We start from the raw sequence: 18,145 nt of genomic DNA, 5'->3' as shown, positions 1-18,145 counted from the left end.
GTCTGGGCGAGCAGTTCCAGCGAGGGCACGAGCACCAGCACACGGGCCGGCCGTCCTGGATCTGCTTGCGGAGCGCGTCCGCGGTCCGCACGTACGGGGGGCGGGGATCGTCAGCGGGGCTGTCGGCGGTCTGCCAACCGCGCCGGAGGTCACCGAGACCAGATGCCTCGTTACATGAAGCGCGACGCGGCCAAGATTCACTAACGAGAATCAGGTCTCGGCCAAGGATCGAGTCCCGGATCGGAGTGCAGACAGTTCAGTGGGCGATTCGCGCAGACCGCCAACTCTAGGGAGTCTTCAAAGGTGGAACCAAGCTCCCAGATCCAACCCATGCCAGCAGCAACCACCCTCCCCCCAGCTTCTACGAAAACGCTTGAATAACTGAGCCATTCACCGATGGGGAAATAGTCCCCACCGAGAACACTTTCCACCTCTGCCGCTAGATCACGCTGCCCTGACCCAGCGGCAATGGGATCGAAATTGTAAGGCTCGTCATTACTGAAGTTCGGGCCGACTCGATTTACCGGCTCGATTGAGAGCCCTCCCACCGCCGCGAGGATTTCCTCTGCCAATGGATGGGACCGGTAGCCTTCACCCTCAAGCGGCAAGACCCATTGACCTGGGTCAACCTTCCTGTCTGCGCTCCATCCGGACGCAACAAGCGCCCCAAGCAGATCCTCGCTGAGCGAGTCGAAGCGAATCAGGGACATCAGTTGATCTCCAGGTCTTCCAGCAGTCGGCCACAACGACCACAGGGGTGAGCCGGTTCACCATGCCCATCCGTATTCGATGTTGGCATGGAGTTGTTCCGCGTCCTCACGGTTCGCATGGTTCCGCCCCTGATGGCCTCGGGACCCTCAGCCGCCTGGGCCTGAATCAGACAGTGCACCTCTGCGCATCCTCCATGATGCCCTGTCCGTTCGAGCGCATCCGCCAACGGCCCTTCCGCCTGCTGGCCATGCTTATTGCGGCCGTAGTACTTCGCCCCTGAAGGAGACGTGTACTCGGAGGCAAACTTCACACCAGGTTCGTTGCGGACGCTGTCGGCATAGTCGCCCAGGTTGCAGTTGTGAACGAGGACCGGTGTGACCCCTGCCAGCACATAGTACGTGTGCAGGTCGTTGACTGTCAGGTTGTACATGTCCTGGTCGCCGGGACGAGGTGTCACGGAGACTGCGTAGACGTGCTCGTTCGTGGCGGTGTTGATTGCGTGACCGGCGGCGAGTTTCCCGGTGGGTACCCACTTGTGGAGGGTGTCGTCCCAGATCTTGTGCTTCGCCGTGGTGTGGAGAACGCTCAGTGTGCCGTCTGCTTGGCGGATGCGGAGGTCGACGAGGTCGTAATCGTGGTTGATCCACACTGCGGAGACGGCACGCAGACCCTTGTGTTTACCAGTCTTTGGGTCTGCTGCTTCGACCTTGTCACCAGGTGTGATTTTCCCGATGGGCTTCGACTTGCCGTTGGCCAATAGAACGGGTGTGGCTGGCGTGAAACTTTTACATCCGCGAGCGACGATGCCCGCTTCCTCGGCCTGGGCTGCAGTTCCCCGCCCGCTAGTGAGGACCTCAATCAGTACGAAGGCGCCGACGCGGCCGGTGGCGTGGGCGCCGTCGCCCTGTTTGTACTCGGTGTAGATGCTGACGCCGGTGTCCCACATTCCCTGGATGGCGGGAATGCCCTGTGTGGCGATGACGCCCGGTACGGTCAGATTGGCGCAGCTCCGCCAGGCCTTTCCAAGGATGCAGTCCCCGACCGTGTCGAGGTTGGTGAGGGTTTGGTTGACGAGGCCTACGCCCAATTCTGTGAATTGGTCGCTGAGTCCGGAGAGAATGCCGCCGAGCCCGCTTGCGTGCTGTTTGGGGCTGCTCCAGTGGGGATGGCTTCCGCTTCGGCTTCCGCTTCCGCTTCCCGTGTTCGCGGTTCCGCTTTTGGTGGCAACGGTGTTGGTGGGGGTGCTGCCTGAGCCGGCGTGGTCGCGCATCGCCGCGTCGACGCTGGCTTTGTTGCCCGGCGTGGAGTTGATGCATGAGGGGCAGTTGCGGGTGGGGCAGTCGGGGCCGGCGCACAGGCCGCTGGGGTCGCTCTTGGTGATGGGGTTGCCGGCGGCGTAGGTGTAGCCGGCGAGTTGTTGGTCGTCGGTGGCGAGGAAGAGAGGGTCGAGGCTGACGAAGCGGCCGAGGGTGGGGTCGTACTGGCGGGCGCCGAGTTGGGTGAGGCCGGTGTTGGTGTTGTCGGGGGCGTTGAGGAAGCCTCGGTTGTCGATCCAGCTGGCGGTGGCGCCGCGGGGGCCGCCGTAGGGGGTGAACTGGCGCCAGGTGGGGGTCTGGGCTGTGGAGTCGAGGTAGAGGCCGCTGGTGCCGTGGCGGTCGCTGATGGTGAATTTGTAGTTGGCGGCGGTGCCGGTGCGTACGACGGTGCCGCCGCCGGGCAGGGGCAGGGAGCGGACGCCGGTGGTGGTGGTGCCGGTGAGGGTGAGCTGCTGCCCGGGCAGGTAGAGGGTGGTGCTGGTGGGGTCGGTCTGGAGCAGGACGTTGCCGTCGGCGTCGTAGATGTAGCTGGTGGTGCCGCTCTTGCCGCCGCTGATCTGGGTGAGCTGTCCGGCGTTGTTCCAGTTCAGGGTCTGGTTGCCGGAGGCGATGGTGGCGCGGCCGGTGGTGTTGCCGGTCTTGTCGTAGGTGTAGCTGGTGGCTGCGGTGCTGGCGCCGCTGGCCTGGGTGGAGGCCAGGGCGTGGGGCTGGACGGTGTCGTTGCCCTGGTAGTCGTAGGCGTAGCTGGTGGTGGTGTCGCTGCCGCCGGTGGTGGAGTGCTCGACTTGGTGCTGGCGCTGTCCGAGGGCGTCGAAGTCCCAGTTGGTCCAGTAGGCGGTGCCGCTGGCGAGCAGGTCGCCGACCTGCGCGTGGGAGCTTGCGGTGGGGGCGGCGTTGCAGTCGTCGGTGGCGGTCCATGCCTGGGTGAGCCGGACGAGTTCGTCGTAGTGGTAGCACTGGGTCTCAGGGGCTGCGGTGGCGCCCAGGCGGGTGGTGACCTGCTTGGTGACGTTGCCTGCGAGGTCGTGGGTGTAGTTCTGCTCGTCGACCTTTGCCGGCGTGGTGGAGCGCGTCACCAGTTGGTCGGTGAGTGCTCCTGTGTGGGGGTCGTAGGTGTTGGTGAGGTAGGCGAGGTTCGTGCCCATGCCCAGGGTTTCCTGCAGTACCTGGCCGTAGGCGCTGTAGGTGGTGTTCTGGGCGTAGCCGTAGGAGGGGGTGCCCATTCCGTTGGGCAGGTCCAGGGCGGTGGCGTAGCCGTGGGTGACGATCTCGTTGGGCAGGCCGCCGCCGAGAGGGTAGTTGTCGGTGTAGAGCAGGCCGGTGTCGGGGCTGTAGGTGTGGCGGAAGGTGTAGGTCTTGCCGCCCAGGGCGCCGTGCACGGCCGGGATGGTGATGGACTGGCCGAGTGATTCACCGAAGGCGTTGAAGGCCAGTTGCTGGGTGGTGTAGGTGTTGCCGGCGTTGTAGGAGGTGGCGGTGGTGGTCTGGCCGATCGCGTTGGTGACGCCGGAGACGGCGTTGTCGTTGTCGTAGGTCCAGGCGGCCATCTGGTTGCCGCTCGCGCCCGGAGTCTGTGCGGCGACGGTCGAGGCGTACTGGCCGGTCTTGCGGTTGAGGACGTCGTAGGTGGAGGAGACGCTCTTGCCGCGGGCGTCGGTGGTTTGGGTGAGGTTGCCGACCGCGTCGTAGATCATGCTGGTCGTGCCGGCGTCCGGGTCGGTCTTGGACGTTGCGCGGCCGAGCAGGTCGTAGACGGTGGTCCAGGTGCTGCCCTTGGTGGTGACTGTGTTCTGCTTGCCGTGTCCGTCGTATCCGTAGGCGATCGGGTTGAAAGTGCCGCCCGATACGGAGAACGGGCCCGTGAAGGTGTTGAGGGGGATGGTGAGCGCCGGCCGGGCGCTGTAGGAGTCGACCTCGGTGGTGCGGCCCAAGGGGTCGGTGCGGGTGGTCTGGACCGTGCCGCCGGTTGGGGGGATGACGGTGGTGGCATCTCCGCTGTAGACGGTGGTGGTCTTCTGCTTGAGCACCGAGTACTGCTGCGAGTCGGCGACGACGACGCGGCCCAGGCCGTCGAGGGTGTAGCGGTCCTGGTTGGGGATCTGGGAGTCCTGCACTGAGGCCGGTGCCAGGGCAGGGAGGCTGTTGGCGTCCCAGTAGGCGTTGTTCTTCTTCCACACCCAGCCGTGCGAGTCGTAGAACGACTCGGTGATCAGCCGGCCGCCCTGTGGGGTCGGCATCTGGCTCTGCCGGGACCGGCCGAGCGAGTCGATGAGGGTGTAGGAGGTGACGTAGCCCAGGGAGTCGTTCAGTGTCTGGGTGGTGGTCCCGGACTGGCCGGTCTGGGAGACCGTGTAGGTGTATTTGATGTCGGCGGGGGCGGTGGTGGGCCGGTTGTGCTGCCACACCTCGGTGGTGCGCCCGAGCGCGTCGTAGCGAACTTTCGCGGTGATCCCGTTGGCGTCGGAGGAGGCCACGGTGAGGCCGCGGGTGGGGTGCGTGGTGGTGCTGGTGGTCTGGTTCTTGGCGTTGGTGATCGTCGTGCCGGTGGTCAGGCCGACGCTGTCCATGGTGTAACCGGTGGTGGTCTTGTTGCCCTTGGCGTCGTAGCCGTCCTTGGGGCGACCGTACGTGTCGTAGGTGGCGCGGGTCTGGGTCTGCCAGGTGAATGCGCCGCCGCTGTAGCCCGAGGCGTGCCGGGTCATGGTGATCTCGCCCTTGGTGGGCGCGGCCGTCTGGGGGAAGGCGGTGGTGAAGCTGGTGTCGTCGTAGTACGTCCTCGTCGCGGAGACCACCTGGTCGGGGCGGGAGACGCTGGTGGGAGCGGTGAGGGTGTTGAGGGTCTTCGGGACAGTGCCGGGGTGTTCTGGGTGAAGCCGGCGCAGGCGACCGAGTCGGTCTCCTTGGAGGCTTCCAGTCCGACCAGGTTGGCGGCGCTGTTGGCCTTCGTGTAAGTGATAGCGGTGCACTGGTCGTATGCGGCGTCGGCGGGAACCGTGTGGGTGTAGCTGTGGGTCAGCAGCCCGAAGTTGTCGTCCGCAGGGGTGTCTTCGTAGGTGTTGTCGGTCTGTGTGACGCGCCATTTCGTGGTGCCGCTGCTGGTGAGGGCTTGGCTGTTCCAGGTTTCGGCGACGTTGGTGGTGCGGGCGGTCAATGCTGGAAGGCCCGGGCGGGCGCGGCTGGCCGTGGCGGCGGAGATCCAGTACGAGGTGACGGTGGAGTGGTCCACGCTGCCGCCGACACCGGTGTAGGTGGTGGTCTCCAGTGCGTTGCCCGCCAGCTGGTCGCTGTCGGCGTGGTTCCCGCCCTGGGAGTCGGTCACGCTCACCGAGCGGCGGCTGGAGGAGGAGAGCCAGTCGTCGTCCATACCGCGGTAGTAGGAGGTGACCGACTTGGTCTGGGGATCGTTGGCGCCGTCGCCGGTGCGCGTCTCCACACTGGCGTAGCCGCGGAACTGACCCCAGGTGCGGTACTTGGCTTTGACGAGCTCGTTGTCGTCGTGATGCCAGGCGGCGCCGCCGTTGTAGGTGTAGTTCGTCTTCTTGGCCACCGCGCCGCCGGTGCTGTCGGTCTCCAGTACCTGGGTGACGGCGTACTTCTGGAACCAGTCGGTGATCGGGTTGAGGTAGTCCTTGGGTGTCCAGGACACCGGGTAGCAGGACTTCGTGTTGGTCTTCGGGTCCGCCGAAGCCACGTAGCTGGCGGTGCAAGCCTCCGGCAGGTCGTAGCTGATGGAGGTCAGCCCGCCCATCTCGTTGGTGATGCCGGAGATGCGATAGCGGTACAGGCCGGGGAAGTTGGAAGTGTCGACCCGGTTCTTGAGGTCCACGCCGGCGAATTTCACGTCCGGCAGTGTGATCGGGGTGGTGGAGCCGCCGGCGGCGGTGTCGTTCCCCTCGTGGGTGATCGAAGCAAGCCACAGGGTAGGGGAGGTGCCGTCCCCGGTGGCCGGCTCGCTTTGGTGCAGGGTGTAGGTGTCGATCGCCTGGTACTTGGCGGCCGCCACGCTGTACTGCTGCACCTTGATCGAGGACAGGCGGACGGTGGAGAAGAACGACGGCGAGTGCGCGGGGCAGGTCGCCCCCGATGCGCACACCAGGTCGTAGGGCACGTCCGGGTACTGGCCGGCGGCGGTGCTTGCCGACAGTGGGTCGCAGGTGGCGAGGGTGCAGCGGGGCGCGGTGGTGAAGACGACCTGGTCGGGCACGGTGCCGTAGGCGCCGCCGTCGCGGAAGCCGTGGTCGATGCGGGCCAGGTAGGAGTCACGGACGTAGGAGACGTTGTGGGCGCCGTTCTCCTCGCCGTAGTAGTTGGTGTTCTGGGTGTAGTAGTACGCCATGGCGTCGGTGTGCGCGTCCACGACGTAGTCGAGGTGCCACTTGTATGCCATGGTGCACACCGAGGCGCTGAAGCCGGAGGAGTCGTAGCAGGGGTCGCCGGAGTGCGCGGAGTACACCGGGACGCTGTCCACCGACTTGGTCGTAGCCTTGCCGGAAGTCCAGCCGGGCAGCTGATTGCGGCCGAAGTAGTACTGGGTGCCGTCCCGTTCGGTGACGACCCAGTAGTCGGTGTTATAGGTGCCTGAGCCGTTGTTCGAGTTGGTGACGTGCTTGACGGTTGCGCCGTTGTCGTCGGCCAGCTTCCACGTCCCATTGGTGTCGTCCTTCACCAAAGAGGTGGACGAGCCGTTCAGCGACATGGTCAGGATGGGCCCGTCATAACAGCGGTCCCCGCTGGACACCGGCGAGGCGCTGCCCCCCGGGTCCTCCGAGCAGGAGGTGAAGTTCTGCTCGACGTAGGAATCGGGCGTGGCCCAGCCGTCGCCCACCCAGGAAGCCTGGGCCTGGGTGGAGGAAGTCTGTCCGTCCACCGAGCCCGAGTCGTAGGCCAGGCCCACCGACGGCTTCAGTGAACCCGACGAGGTGGCCGGGGCGATGGGGTAGCTGTAGGTGAACGCCCCCGACGAGCTGCCGCCCGTCCAGGAGCCGGATGGCGCCAGCGCGGTCGCATCGTAGCCCCCGGCCGCCCCAGCTGCGGTCGAGGCGGTGGCGGTCGCCGCCAGCACCATCGTCCCAGCGCCGCTGACTGCCTCGGTCGCCGCCGAGGTGGAGGTCGAAACGGGCGTGGCCGTGCCGTGGCCGGACGTTGAAGTGCGGGACGGGGATGCCTGCGGCGGGAATCCCTGAAGAGTCAGTGTGGTCGCCAGCTCGCGGGTGGCTGGGTCCTGGTCGGTGGCGAGGGGCGTCTGGGTGCGGCAGGCGGCTCGCTGCGGGGTGGTCAGTGCGCAGGCGGGGAGCTTGACCAGATGCAGGCGGTCGGCGTAGTTGCCGCCGTAGGCCTGCGCGAAGGCACTGTAGTCCAGGCCGAGTTGGACCTTGCCCTGGCCGCCGGCTGCGGGCTGGACCGCGAGGACGACGCCGGCCACGCCGAGTTTGCTGGCGTCTTGTTGCGGCAGCACGCGCACTGACACGCTGTTCGGGCCCTGGTAGGAGCCCTTGGCCGGGTCCAGCGCGCGGGCCCACACCGGGGTGCCGGCGGCTGATGCCTTGACGCCTTGCTTCGCACCGGTCTGCGCGATCGCCAGCTTTGCGGTGCCGGTCGCCGCGGCAGGCCAGTGGGCCTTGGCCGGGCGGAAGGCCCGCTTGGTCTGGTCCTTGACCGTCAGCTTGCGCGGGACGAGGGTCTTGACCCCCTTCACAGACCGGGTCTGCTGCACCGTCGGCGCCCCGGCAGGATCCTGGGACTGCGCGGCAGCGGGCACGGCAGTGGGTACGGCCAGGGCCAGAGCCACCACGACCCCGACGGTCCTTCGCCGAGCGCCGATCCGGCGCATGTTCTGGCTCAGCCACCCGGTCCTGGACATGATCGATTCCCCCAACTTGCCCTGTATGCAGGCATGACGGTGCCTGCGGCTTGATCAAGTCGCAGCTGCGCGGGCGACTATCGCAGAACATGCGAGCTGCGGAACAGTGATCAATTCCGACAACTCTCCACAACTAGAAGCCAAAACTTCACCAAGTTTCACTCTCGACTCGGACATGTTCGGTCATCCACGCATCAATCAGGTCTGCCACAGAACGCGAAAAACCTGTCCACTGGACCGCCGATCCACATGATCGGTTCTTGTCAGACCAGACCTGGGGGTACCCGACGGTGAGACCGACCCTGCGCAGCAGGATGCTGAGCACAGCGCTGGCTGCCGCGCTCAGTGCGCTGTCCCTCTCCGGAGCGGTGACGGCCGCCCACGCAGATCCCCTCCCCGACGCTTCATCACCGCAACTGCCGCTGGACGAAGCCCAGGCCTCCTCCCAAGCACAGGCCACCGGCAAGGCCGTGCCTGTAGATGCGGCGACGACACCGACGGTGTCGGAGACAGCCAATCCGGACGGCACGTTCACCCTGACCCAGGCGGTAGCACCGGTACGCAAGTACGCATCCGGCTCCTGGAAGGAGCTGGACGCCACGCTGGTCCGACGCTCCGACGGCACCGTCGCCCCCACCCTCACCACCGCCGGCCTGACCCTTTCCGGAGGCGGCGACGGTCCGCTGGCGGTAATGAAGGACCGGGGCCGGTCACTGTCCTTGGCCGTGCCGGCCTCGATCGGCGCTCTGCCCAGCCCGACCCTGGACGGATCCAGCGCCACCTACCCCGACGTCCTCGACGGGGTGGACCTGAAGGTCACCGCCGACAGCCAGGGTGGCTTCTCCGAGGTCCTCGTCGTCAAGCACGCCGACGCAGCCGCCAACCCGGCCCTGGACACACTGGCCTTCCCCACCGAGACGAAAAACGTCGCGCTGGCCACCGACACAGCGGGCAACATCACCGCCAAGGACACCGCGGACCACACCGTCTTTTCCGCCCCGGCCCCGCTGATGTGGGACTCCGCCACCACAGGAGCAGCCGGCCCGAGTGCGCTGTCCGCGGGCAAAACTTCGGTCGCCGCCACCACCGAAACAGTCACCGGCACCAGCGAGGCAGCGACCTCGGACACCGACGAGCCAGGCGCAGGCGCCCACATCGCACCGGTCGCCACCACCTACGTTTCGGGCAACATCCGCCTGACTCCGGACGCCGACCTGCTGTCCGCACCCTCCACGGTGTACCCGGTGTACATCGACCCGACATACAGCGCCGCCGGCGGCACCCTGACCAGCTGGACCTGGGTGAACTCCGCCTACCCCAACACCAGCTACTGGAAAGACAGCAGCGCCACCGGCCTGCACGTCGGATACCAGGGCTGGGAAACCCCCTACCACCGGTCGCGCACATACACGAAGCTCGCGGTAGACAGCCGGATCTTCGGCGCCACCATCATCGACTCGCACTACTACGCCACCGAGACCTACGCCCCCTCGTGCACCGCGACGGCGGTGGAGCTGTGGCAGACCGACTCGATCGACTCCGCAACCACCTGGAGCAACCAGCCCAGCTGGAAATCGCAGTGGGGCACCAAGACCGTCGCCTACGGCTATTCCCCGTCCTGCCCCGCCAAGTCGCTCGGCTTCGACGTCACCTCACACATGCAAACCATCGCCAACGAAGGGAACTTGAGCAACATCACGCTGGGCCTGCAAGCTGGCGACGAGTACGACAAGTACGGGTGGAAGAAGTTCGACCACGCCACCATCTCCATGTCCACCACGTACGACCACCGACCCAACAAGCCCTCGACACTGATCACTTCACCCGCCACCACCTGCACCACCACCATCAAGACCACCGGTGACGGAGACGTCACTTTCTACGCGAAGGTCTCCGACCCCGACGGCGGCACCCTGTCCAATACCTTCAACATCACCAAGACGTCCGGCGGCGCACAGATCGCCAAAGCCACCGTCTCCGCCGCATCCGGCAAAAACGCCGCCTACACGGTGAAGAAAACGGTGCTGGAAGCCGCGGCCGGCGGCTCCGCCCTCGGCGTGTCATGGAACGTGACCACCTCCGACGGCACCTACTCCTCGGCTGCCTCGGCCACCTGCAAGTTCCTGTTCGATCCCAGCCGGCCCGGCGCCCCGGGCATCACCGACACCTCAGGAGCCGACTGCGGCGACGACGCCAGCCCGGTCACCTACCAGGTCGGTACCCCAGCCGGCTTCACCCTCGCGCCCAACGCCTCCAGCGGAAGCACCGCCAGCTACCTCTACCAGCTCAACGGCGCCACCCCCATCTCCCTGACCAGCACCGGGTCCAGCACAGCCATCAGCGTCACCCCCACCCGCGGCACGAACGTGCTGACCGTCACCGCCGTCTCGGCCGGCGGCAACATCGGCGACACCGCGAACTGCATCCTCACCGCCGCCCCCGCAGCCACCGCAAGCGACGGCGACCTCACCGGCGACAACATCCCCGACCTGACCGCCGTGGGCGCCCAAGCGGGTCTGTCCGCAGGGCTCTGGCTGGCCCACGGCACCGCCGACGGACAGCTCACCACCAGCGCCACCAACCTGGGCGCACAGGGCACCGGAGTCAACTCGGCCGGCTCCCCAGCAGACTGGACAGGCACCCACGCCATCACCGGGCACTTCCAGTCCGGCGCCGGATTCAACGACATCCTGGACTACAACCCCACCACCGGCCGCGGCACCGTGCTCTACGGCAGTGGCGACGGCTCGACCCTCCTGCCCAACAGCGGCGACCAGGCCAACGTCAACTCCACCGCCTTCACCAACGGCACCGGCAGCAAAGCCACCAGCATCACCAGTGGCGGCAACCTCTACCACACCCTCAACGGCGAGCCCGCCACCGGCTACCCCGACCTGCTCGTGATCGTGGGCGGCCAACTGTGGGACGAACCCGGCGTCAGCTTCCCCGGCACCTTCGTCGGCGTCGACAACGCGGTACGGCTGACCGGCACCAACCCCACCGGCACAGGCGACTGGACCGGCTGGACCATCACCTCCAGCCTCACCGACGGACTGCCCGCCCTGTTCGCCCGCAACACCAGCACCGGCGCGCTGTACTACTACACCCCCCAACAGATCCAGGACCTCGCCTACGGCACCACCGTCACCCCCCTCCAGGTAGCCAACAGCGGCTACAGCTCCGCAACGCTGCCTATCCTGCAAGCCGCCGACCTCAACGCCGACGGCACCCCGGACATACGCACCGTATCCACCAGCGGCGCCAGCACCGCGCGGATCCTCAACCCGGCGACGGGGGCCCTGACCGCGCAGACGGCGCAGACCGTGATCGCCCCCGGCCACCCATGGCCCCTCAATGACGGCACCGAGGGCAACGCGGCCAGCGCCGCCGACACATCCGCCGGACTGAACCTCACCGGCAGCGGCACCGGCGCCACCTGGGACACCGACGACAACGTCTCCTTCTCCTCCAACCTCGCCCTGGACGGCACCACCACCAGCACCATGACCTCGAGCGCGGCACTGGCGACGTCCAGCGCATTCACCCTGTCGGTCTGGGCCAAGCCCGCCGCCGTCGGCGGCGTCATCGCCTCCCAGGACGGCGTGCACAACTCCGGCTTCCTGCTCTACCCCCAGTCCAACCGGGAATGGTCCTTCTGCCTGGCCACCTCGGACACCACCCGCGGCTACGACTGCATCGCAGGCGGCAGCGCCATCATCGGCCAGTGGACCCACCTCACCATCACCTACGACCCGACCAGCAAAGCCATGACCCTTTACGCGGACGACCGGCCCGTCGCCCGCGGCTCCCACACCGCCGTCTCCGGCTTCACCGGAAAATTCACCCTCGGCAACGACCTGATCAACGACGTACGCAGCGCCTACTTCCGCGGCAACCTCGCCGACGTGCAGATCTGGAACGGAGCCGCACTCACCGCCGTCCAGGTCGGCACCATGGCCAACATCACCCTCCCCAAAGCCCCGTACAGCTTCGCCGACGTCACCGACGCCACCGGCGACGGCAACGTCGACCTAGTCGCCGCAGACGCCACCGGCAGCCTGTGGCTCTACCCCGGCAACGGCAACGGCGGCTGGTCCAGCGCCGCCGTATACATCGGCTCAGGCCTGTCCACCTACGCCTTCGCCGGGATCGGCGACTTCAACCGCGACGGCTACGCCGACACCGTCGCCATGGCCCCCGGCGGCACCCTTCGCCTGTTCCCCGGCGACATCGGACACGACCTGCTCACCCCGGTCGCCAACTTCCCCAGCGGCTGGAACGGCTACGCCTTCGCCGGCGTCGCCGACTTCAACCGCGACGGTAAAGCCGACCTGATCGGCCGCCACCCCGATGGCACCCTCAACCTGTTCCCTGGCACCGGCACCGGTGCCAGCCTGGGAACCTCAGTACAGATCGGAACCGGCTGGAGCCCGTACACCTTCGCCGGCATCGCTGACCTCAACAGCGACAGCAACCCCGATGTCATCGTCCGCGACGATGCCACCGGCGTCCTGTGGCTCTACCCCGGCAACGGCAGTAACGGCTTCGGCGCTCGCAGCCAGATCGGAACCGGCTGGAGCCCGTACACCTTCGCTGGCATCGCCGACTTCAACAGCGACGGCAACCCCGATGTCATCGTCCGCGACGACACCACCCGCATTCTGTGGTTCTACCCCCGTAGTGCCACCGCCTTTAGCACCCGTCAGCAGATCGGCGCGGGCTGGTAAAAAGCATCAGCAGCCTCTCGGGGCCGCCGAGACCCTCGATGACAGGGTTCGACGGCCAGGATGTTCCCCTGCTGCGGCTCCGCACAGCTCCACAAGAACGTCCACCGGGACCCGCAGCTTCCTGCGTCCTTCTGGGGGTGCATACGTGACGGTGGCGTCGCCGCAGTCGGCGGCGAGTTAGATCAGCCGGTCGCGTTCGCTCCGTTCGGAGACGTACCGGCACACCGCCTCTGCGACCGGGGGCAGCCACTGCGCGGGGTCCTGGTCGGCCTTGCTCCGGTTGGAGCGGGCCGTGACGGCGACGAGACTGCTCTCCCGGCCGAGGCCATTGGCGTAGGCCTCGCGCCGGACAGCGCTCCAGGCGAGACCGCCGGAGTCCCAGGCCTCGGCGACGGTGACCTCGTCGTAGTACGAGAGCCAGCGGTCACCACTCAGGGCGCAGCGGGCGCCGACGGTGGGGGCGGTTACGGCCTCGGCGATGACGACCTCGCCGCGGGTGTTGCAGCCGTCGGTCGGGTGCCAGCAGGCCGCCGCCCGCCACCTGACCACCCTGTGCGAAACCGCCATCGCCACCGTCACCCCCACATCCCTCACCTTCCTCACCGACCAGATGCCCGACCTGCACTCCGCCTGGCTCCTGGGCTGCGCACTCCACATCGCCGGCATCCCACAAGGCGCCCGCTTCTGGTGGCAGTACGCCGCCGGCGACAACCACGCCCCCGCCTGCTACTCCCTCTCCCTCTACCACGAGGCCGGCGGTGAGCCACACGCCGCCGACTTCTACCGACAGCAGGCACACCGGGTCACAACAGCCACCGACACCGACACCGACACCCTCACCGTCGTCGGCACCTGCCCCCCACAGACGATCAGCTTCGATGCCAGCCTCCCCACCGTCCTGCACACCCTCAACCGGCTCTACGCCGGCCCCGGCACCCGTCCGCGAAGGCGCCACCGCATCGACGCTCTGGCCACCTACGTCGCCGACACCGTCAACCGGCACTACACCCGCCATCCCGGCATCGAGATCCCCGTGCCAGAGCCGCCCTTCGCCGAGCGGGTCGCATGGCTGCTGACCGCTACCTTGCCGTGGAAGAGGCGAACCAGACCATCCCGGCCCTCCGAGCCAGGCCTGCCCGCCCGCCGGGCAACGCGCTCAAGCTACGGTCAGACGTCGACGACCACCACAAGCTGCACATCGATGATCTGACGGCAAGAGTTCGGCTCTCGATCCGCGCGAGCCCGTCAAAAGAAGGCGGCAGTACGGGCAGCAGCCGAAGAAGCGGCCTGGCAGGGCACAGCGCGAGGCGGCTCAGGCGGGCGGAGACAGTTAAGAGCGGGCGGCGGGAAGCTAGCCGCGCAGAAGGTGGTGCTGCTGCCGCACTCGGTCGGTTCAGCGTCTGGAGGCCACCATCGCGACGATGGCGGCCAAGACCGACCGGCAGCATGCTGCCGCCGCCCCGGCGTCCTGACAACACCAGCGCCTGGTCACCGCCATGTTCGACGGCGCTCTTCGCCCTCACCATGGGGCGGGGGGCCGAGCTGGTCCCACCAGCCGCGAGGCGGCCGTCGATCGGGCCGTACGCGCGCGGTCGCTCAGAGCGTGAGCACCGCTCGCGTGGAGTAGTTCTCGTACAGGTCCTCCCCGTCCGGTCCGTACACGAACTCGGCCATGTCGGGGTTGCGGTTGGCGGTCGCCAGGGGGAGCCAGGCCAGCAGATGGCCGTAGCCGCCGCACACCGACTCGCCCCCGTCGCCGCCGTGGACCGCGGTGACCTCGCTGGTCAGCTCGGCGCGGTAGGTGTCGTAGGCGATGTGCAGGCCGAAGGCGTTCAGTTCGTTGTGCGGGCCGGTGTTGTCGCCGCAGGGGATGCGGTCGAGGGGACAGTCGTCGCCCCACCGGAAGAGGGTGTCCGCCCCGGCGCCGCAGGCGTGTTCCCACTCGTCGGGGCTGGGCATCCGCAGGCCACGGATGGAGAGGGCAGCCGGCAGGTCGGCCGGAGGTTCGGTCAGGGTCTCGTCCTCCACGGCCATGAGGACGGTGTCCAGGTGAACGCTGCGGGGAGCGCTGAGGATCCGCTCGAGGTGGGTCCTCAGATCGGGCCCGTAACCGTAGCCCTGCTCCCGGCTTTCGGCGTAGTCGACGGCCTGCTGTGCGGTCGGCTGCCAGGTGTTGAGGTCGAAGCCCAGGGACACCTGCCCTCCGGGTATCAGGGCGAACTCCTGCCCGTCCCGTTCGACCCGGACGCGGTGCAGCGGTGAACCGAGGTGATCGCTGGCCTCGAAGAGTGACACTCGGCCGCCCACATGGCCAGCGGCCTTCTGGGCGATCCTCCGGGCGGTGACCTCGTCGAAGGTCCGCCACAGGTCGAGAGTGAGATCAGCGAGCGACATGGCCGGCAGTGTGGCACGCGGCACTGACACAGCACCGAAAGACGAAAGCCGCCAGGCAAGGGCACCTCGAAAACGCGCTGCGCCGCAGCACCGCCGCCCACCGCGCCCGCCTCAGGCGGAGCGAAGCCCTTCGTGCGGGCGACCGAAGTCAGCGGCGGCCGCGACCCATGCCTGCCCTGGACGAAAGCCAGAAAATCGGCCCCACTTGAGCCCCAGGTCATCCCCAGGGCTTGCGGCCACGCCCATGCGTACACGGTCCCAACCAAGCCCCCTCCTGGCCCCAGCCACGGGCGACCGTGGCCCAGAGCAGGGAGTCGGCCAACACGGCGGTGTGCGCGGCGTAGTGGCCGCGCCCAGGTCGCGTCGCGCCCGCGGCGCAGTCTCCCCGACCTCCTGTGCCGCTACGCAGGTCCTGTGCGGTTCAGACACCACCCCAGCCCCCGGTATGACCATTCCACCCACACGGGCGGCGCCCCAAGGAAAGTGCTGACTGCGCCCCGCCCTGTGTCGCTATCACAGGTGCATGGTCAAGTCCGTGCTGCGCGGCCTCGCCGCTGCTCTCGTCATCCTGTCCGCCACTGTCTCCTCACCCGCCCACGCTGCAGAGACGCTGTCCCTGACAGAAGCGGTCGACAGACTCTCTACGGGTACGGAGTCACGGGAGGGCTACACCCGTGAGAGCTTCCGCCACTGGAACGCCGGCGACAACCCGACCGACGGCTGCCACACCCGCGCCGAGGTCCTCATCCACGAAGCCGTCGAAGCACCGACCCTCGCAGCGAACTGCCGCATCGAGGGCGGGAGCTGGTTCTCCTACTACGACAACGTCACCGTGGCGTCGGCATCCGGCCTGGACATCGACCACATGGTGCCCCTCGCCGAAGCCTGGGACAGTGGAGCATCGGCCTGGACCGCGCAGCGCGCGAGGCCTACGCCAACGACCAGGGCCAGGAGGCATCGCTGGTCGCGGTCACCGCCCGCTCCAACCGCAGCAAAGCCGACCAGGACCCCGCCCAGTGGCTCCCGCCCGCGGCCGACGCCCACTGCCGCTACGCCGCGGAGTGGGTGGCCACCAAACTCCGCTGGAGCCTGACCGCGGACGAAGCCGAACTGGCGGCCCTGCACGAACTGGCCGACCACTGCCCGGCGCAGAACGTCGACTACGAGCCGGCCCCGTAAGCAGCTGCACCGCCGAGACGAAGCGAAGGTCCCCGCAGCCAGTCGGCCCAGCCGCTACTACGGGCGCATTGCTCGAGCAGATAGCCGGCCGCGAGCCCCTTCTTCGGGAGCCGACGCTGCTCACCCTGGCGCTGCTCCGCCTGGCGCCGCTCCTCATCCGCGATCCACCCGCGGACCTGGCCGCTCTGTGCGGCCGTCCAGCGGTGACCGACGTGGGTGCTCACGGGTTCTGGCTGCATGTGGTCCGTAGTAAGGCTTGTTCCCATATGTGGTTCCCCGGCATCCAGCTGTTCCAATGGGTGGGAAGGAATCCACATGTTCCCGGCTAAAGGCGGATCTTGTGATGTCGCTGCGACGCTCCCTGCCTATCCTCACCGCTGCTGCGGGCTTGGCCATGTCCGCAGCGCTCACCGCACCAGCGGCGGCAGCGGCACCCGCCGACGTACAGTGGCGAAACTGCGAGGTCGGCGAGTTTTGCGTCTATGAGGACGACAACGGATACGGCGATAGAGTTGCGTACTTTACGCTTGGTACCAGAGACTTGCGCAATTTCAACCTGAACGACGAGATCTCATCGGTATGGAACAGGACGGGTAGGACTGTCTGCACATGGGTGGACATCGAAAAGAATGGCGCCACGTGGCCCGTCGGGAACTGGAGGGGCAATACCTCTCAGTACCACCGGAACGACGTGATCAGTTCCCTGTGGGTAGAACCCTGCCCGTAGCCCTATTCCGTTCGCGATTCCCCCCGCACCCCCGGTGCATCAGGTGATGCACCGGGGGTGCGGGCTGGTTCCAGAGTTGATCCGGCCCCGGTTTTGAAGCACAGCCGAGGCCGCGCAATCCGGAAAGCCTTGGAGTGCCCCCGGAACAGATTTTGTTCCGGGGCGCTTGGTGTTTACGGCTGGATTCCCAGTGGGGTGTCAACGGTGTCACTGGCGACCGATGGAATTCGGGCCGGAGCTGCCGCAAGTGCGGACAAGGCGCCGTGAGTACCGACTCACCTCCTCACCCGGGCCTGGACCGTGCTCGTTTGGCCTCCTCCTCCGGGGGCATCCGCCCGCCATGGACACCACAACGAACACCGGTGAAGAAGTGATCGAAACGCAAGGCGACGAGCATCACGTCGTCCTCAGCGCTGACGCAAACGGTGACGGGAAGCCCGACGTATGGATGATCGACACCACCGGCGACGGGAAGGCCGACCTCTACCAGTTCGACACCACCGGTGACGGCCGGATTGACGTCACCATCGCCGAACGTGACGAAGAAGCCGGGACCGACCGCCTGGTCGTCGAAGGAGACGGCGGCCACCCACAAGAAGCGTGACCTTCCCGCGGGCCCCTCCTCGATGCTGCACCATGCCAACAGAGGCCAGAGCCTGCATGGCACAGCACCGCGGAGAAGCCGTATGGAGGCCCATCGAAACAGGAGCGTTCGATGCCGATCGTAGTGAGCGTGGTGTTCATAGTGTTCGGGTTGTTCTTTGCCACGGTGGGATCCCGCTACAAGGACTCCTACCAAGGCGAGCCCTGGGGCATGGCCGCAGGGGGTATCCCGTTAAGGGACATGAGCCGGCGGACCGTCATCGGGATCGGCTGCCTCATCGCACTGGTAGGAGTAGTCGGTCTCTTCCTCTGACCCGCCCAGACCCCAGCCCTCTCCATAGCCAGCCGCCCGCGAAGCGGGCTCAGGTCCGGGAAGCGCAGCGGACCGGGGCCCCGCCTGGAGCGCAGCGGAAGGCTTCACCGGCCGCGCGCAGCAAGGCCGGTGACCCTCGGTCAACCCCGAAGCGCAGCGCAGGGGATGACCGAGGGAGTGTGGTGAAGCGCAGCGAAACCACACCAGGCCGAAGCGCAGCGCAGGCCGGCCCCACCCGAAGGGTGGGGCGCCCGGAGCGCAGCGCAGGGCTTTCCCCTGCACACCGCGCAGCGGTGTGGTACCCGCTCCGCGGGG

The 18,145-nt window shown here is 67.4% G+C and carries 9 protein-coding genes and 2 pseudogenes; 6 read left to right on the top strand and 5 right to left on the bottom strand.

The window, feature by feature from the left end; genetic code table 11:
- Window positions 1-200: 200 nt before the first annotated feature.
- Genes ACZ5Y0_RS36090 through ACZ5Y0_RS36080 form a run of 3 tightly spaced genes read right to left on the bottom strand, consistent with a single transcriptional unit; the run spans window position 201 to window position 7,887 of the window.
- The gene (locus ACZ5Y0_RS36090) at window positions 201-710 is read right to left on the bottom strand and encodes an SUKH-3 domain-containing protein (protein WP_469132856.1); all 510 of its coding nucleotides are present in this window, start codon (window positions 708-710) and stop codon (window positions 201-203) included.
- Window positions 710-4,819 carry an RHS repeat-associated core domain-containing protein gene (locus ACZ5Y0_RS36085; protein ID WP_469132855.1) on the bottom strand — a complete coding sequence of 1,370 codons (4,110 nt, stop codon included), beginning with the start codon at window positions 4,817-4,819 and terminating at the stop codon, window positions 710-712. The genes ACZ5Y0_RS36090 and ACZ5Y0_RS36085 overlap by 1 nt, the downstream gene beginning before the upstream one ends.
- Complete coding sequence (locus tag ACZ5Y0_RS36080) at window positions 4,726-7,887, bottom strand: hypothetical protein (protein ID WP_469132854.1); 3,162 nt, start codon at window positions 7,885-7,887, stop codon at window positions 4,726-4,728. The genes ACZ5Y0_RS36085 and ACZ5Y0_RS36080 overlap by 94 nt, the downstream gene beginning before the upstream one ends.
- A gap of 260 nt (window positions 7,888-8,147) precedes the next feature.
- On the opposite strand from ACZ5Y0_RS36080, the gene ACZ5Y0_RS36075 reads away from it, so the two are divergent.
- The gene (locus ACZ5Y0_RS36075; RefSeq protein WP_469132853.1) at window positions 8,148-12,614 is read left to right on the top strand and encodes an FG-GAP-like repeat-containing protein; all 4,467 of its coding nucleotides are present in this window, start codon (window positions 8,148-8,150) and stop codon (window positions 12,612-12,614) included.
- Between the two features lie 177 nt (window positions 12,615-12,791).
- On the opposite strand, the pseudogene ACZ5Y0_RS36070 reads toward ACZ5Y0_RS36075, so the two are convergent.
- Window positions 12,792-13,133 (bottom strand): annotated as a pseudogene (locus ACZ5Y0_RS36070) (HNH endonuclease); the annotation flags it as partial.
- Between the two features lie 91 nt (window positions 13,134-13,224).
- Between ACZ5Y0_RS36070 and ACZ5Y0_RS36065 the strand changes: the two are divergent.
- Window positions 13,225-13,824: a hypothetical protein gene (locus ACZ5Y0_RS36065; protein WP_469132852.1), complete on the top strand. Its 600-nt coding sequence runs from the start codon at window positions 13,225-13,227 to the stop codon at window positions 13,822-13,824.
- A gap of 386 nt (window positions 13,825-14,210) precedes the next feature.
- Here ACZ5Y0_RS36065 and ACZ5Y0_RS36060 read toward each other — a convergent pair whose 3' ends face one another.
- Window positions 14,211-15,008 (bottom strand): hypothetical protein, encoded by a 798-nt coding sequence (locus tag ACZ5Y0_RS36060; protein ID WP_469132851.1) that lies wholly within the window; start codon window positions 15,006-15,008, stop codon window positions 14,211-14,213.
- A gap of 523 nt (window positions 15,009-15,531) precedes the next feature.
- Between ACZ5Y0_RS36060 and ACZ5Y0_RS36055 the strand changes: the two are divergent.
- From ACZ5Y0_RS36055 to ACZ5Y0_RS36040, 4 genes and pseudogenes are all read left to right on the top strand, one after another.
- Window positions 15,532-16,187 (top strand): annotated as a pseudogene (locus ACZ5Y0_RS36055) (HNH endonuclease family protein).
- 295 nt (window positions 16,188-16,482) lie between these two features.
- Window positions 16,483-16,914: a peptidase inhibitor family I36 protein gene (locus ACZ5Y0_RS36050; RefSeq protein WP_469132850.1), complete on the top strand. Its 432-nt coding sequence runs from the start codon at window positions 16,483-16,485 to the stop codon at window positions 16,912-16,914.
- A gap of 340 nt (window positions 16,915-17,254) precedes the next feature.
- Window positions 17,255-17,518: a hypothetical protein gene (locus ACZ5Y0_RS36045; RefSeq protein WP_469132849.1), complete on the top strand. Its 264-nt coding sequence runs from the start codon at window positions 17,255-17,257 to the stop codon at window positions 17,516-17,518.
- A gap of 111 nt (window positions 17,519-17,629) precedes the next feature.
- On the top strand, window positions 17,630-17,830 hold the full coding sequence (locus tag ACZ5Y0_RS36040) for a hypothetical protein (protein ID WP_469132848.1): 201 nt from the start codon (window positions 17,630-17,632) through the stop codon (window positions 17,828-17,830).
- Window positions 17,831-18,145: the final 315 nt, after the last annotated feature.

It is taken from the genome of Streptomyces sp. NPDC033216 (assembly GCF_055577115.1).
This window is presented reverse-complemented; position numbering and strand designations above follow the sequence as displayed.

Excerpts from the sequence above, each read along its gene's own strand:
- ACZ5Y0_RS36050 (WP_469132850.1), top strand. The coding sequence starts at position 16,483 with ATGGGTGGGAAGGAATCCACATGTTCCCGGCTAAAGGCGGATCTTGTG.
- ACZ5Y0_RS36080 (WP_469132854.1), bottom strand. The coding sequence starts at position 7,887 with ATGTCCAGGACCGGGTGGCTGAGCCAGAACATGCGCCGGATCGGCGCT.
- ACZ5Y0_RS36090 (WP_469132856.1), bottom strand. The coding sequence starts at position 710 with ATGTCCCTGATTCGCTTCGACTCGCTCAGCGAGGATCTGCTTGGGGCG.
- ACZ5Y0_RS36065 (WP_469132852.1), top strand. The coding sequence starts at position 13,225 with ATGCCCGACCTGCACTCCGCCTGGCTCCTGGGCTGCGCACTCCACATC.
- ACZ5Y0_RS36040 (WP_469132848.1), top strand. The coding sequence starts at position 17,630 with ATGCCGATCGTAGTGAGCGTGGTGTTCATAGTGTTCGGGTTGTTCTTT.
- ACZ5Y0_RS36060 (WP_469132851.1), bottom strand. The coding sequence starts at position 15,008 with ATGTCGCTCGCTGATCTCACTCTCGACCTGTGGCGGACCTTCGACGAG.
- ACZ5Y0_RS36045 (WP_469132849.1), top strand. The coding sequence starts at position 17,255 with ATGGACACCACAACGAACACCGGTGAAGAAGTGATCGAAACGCAAGGC.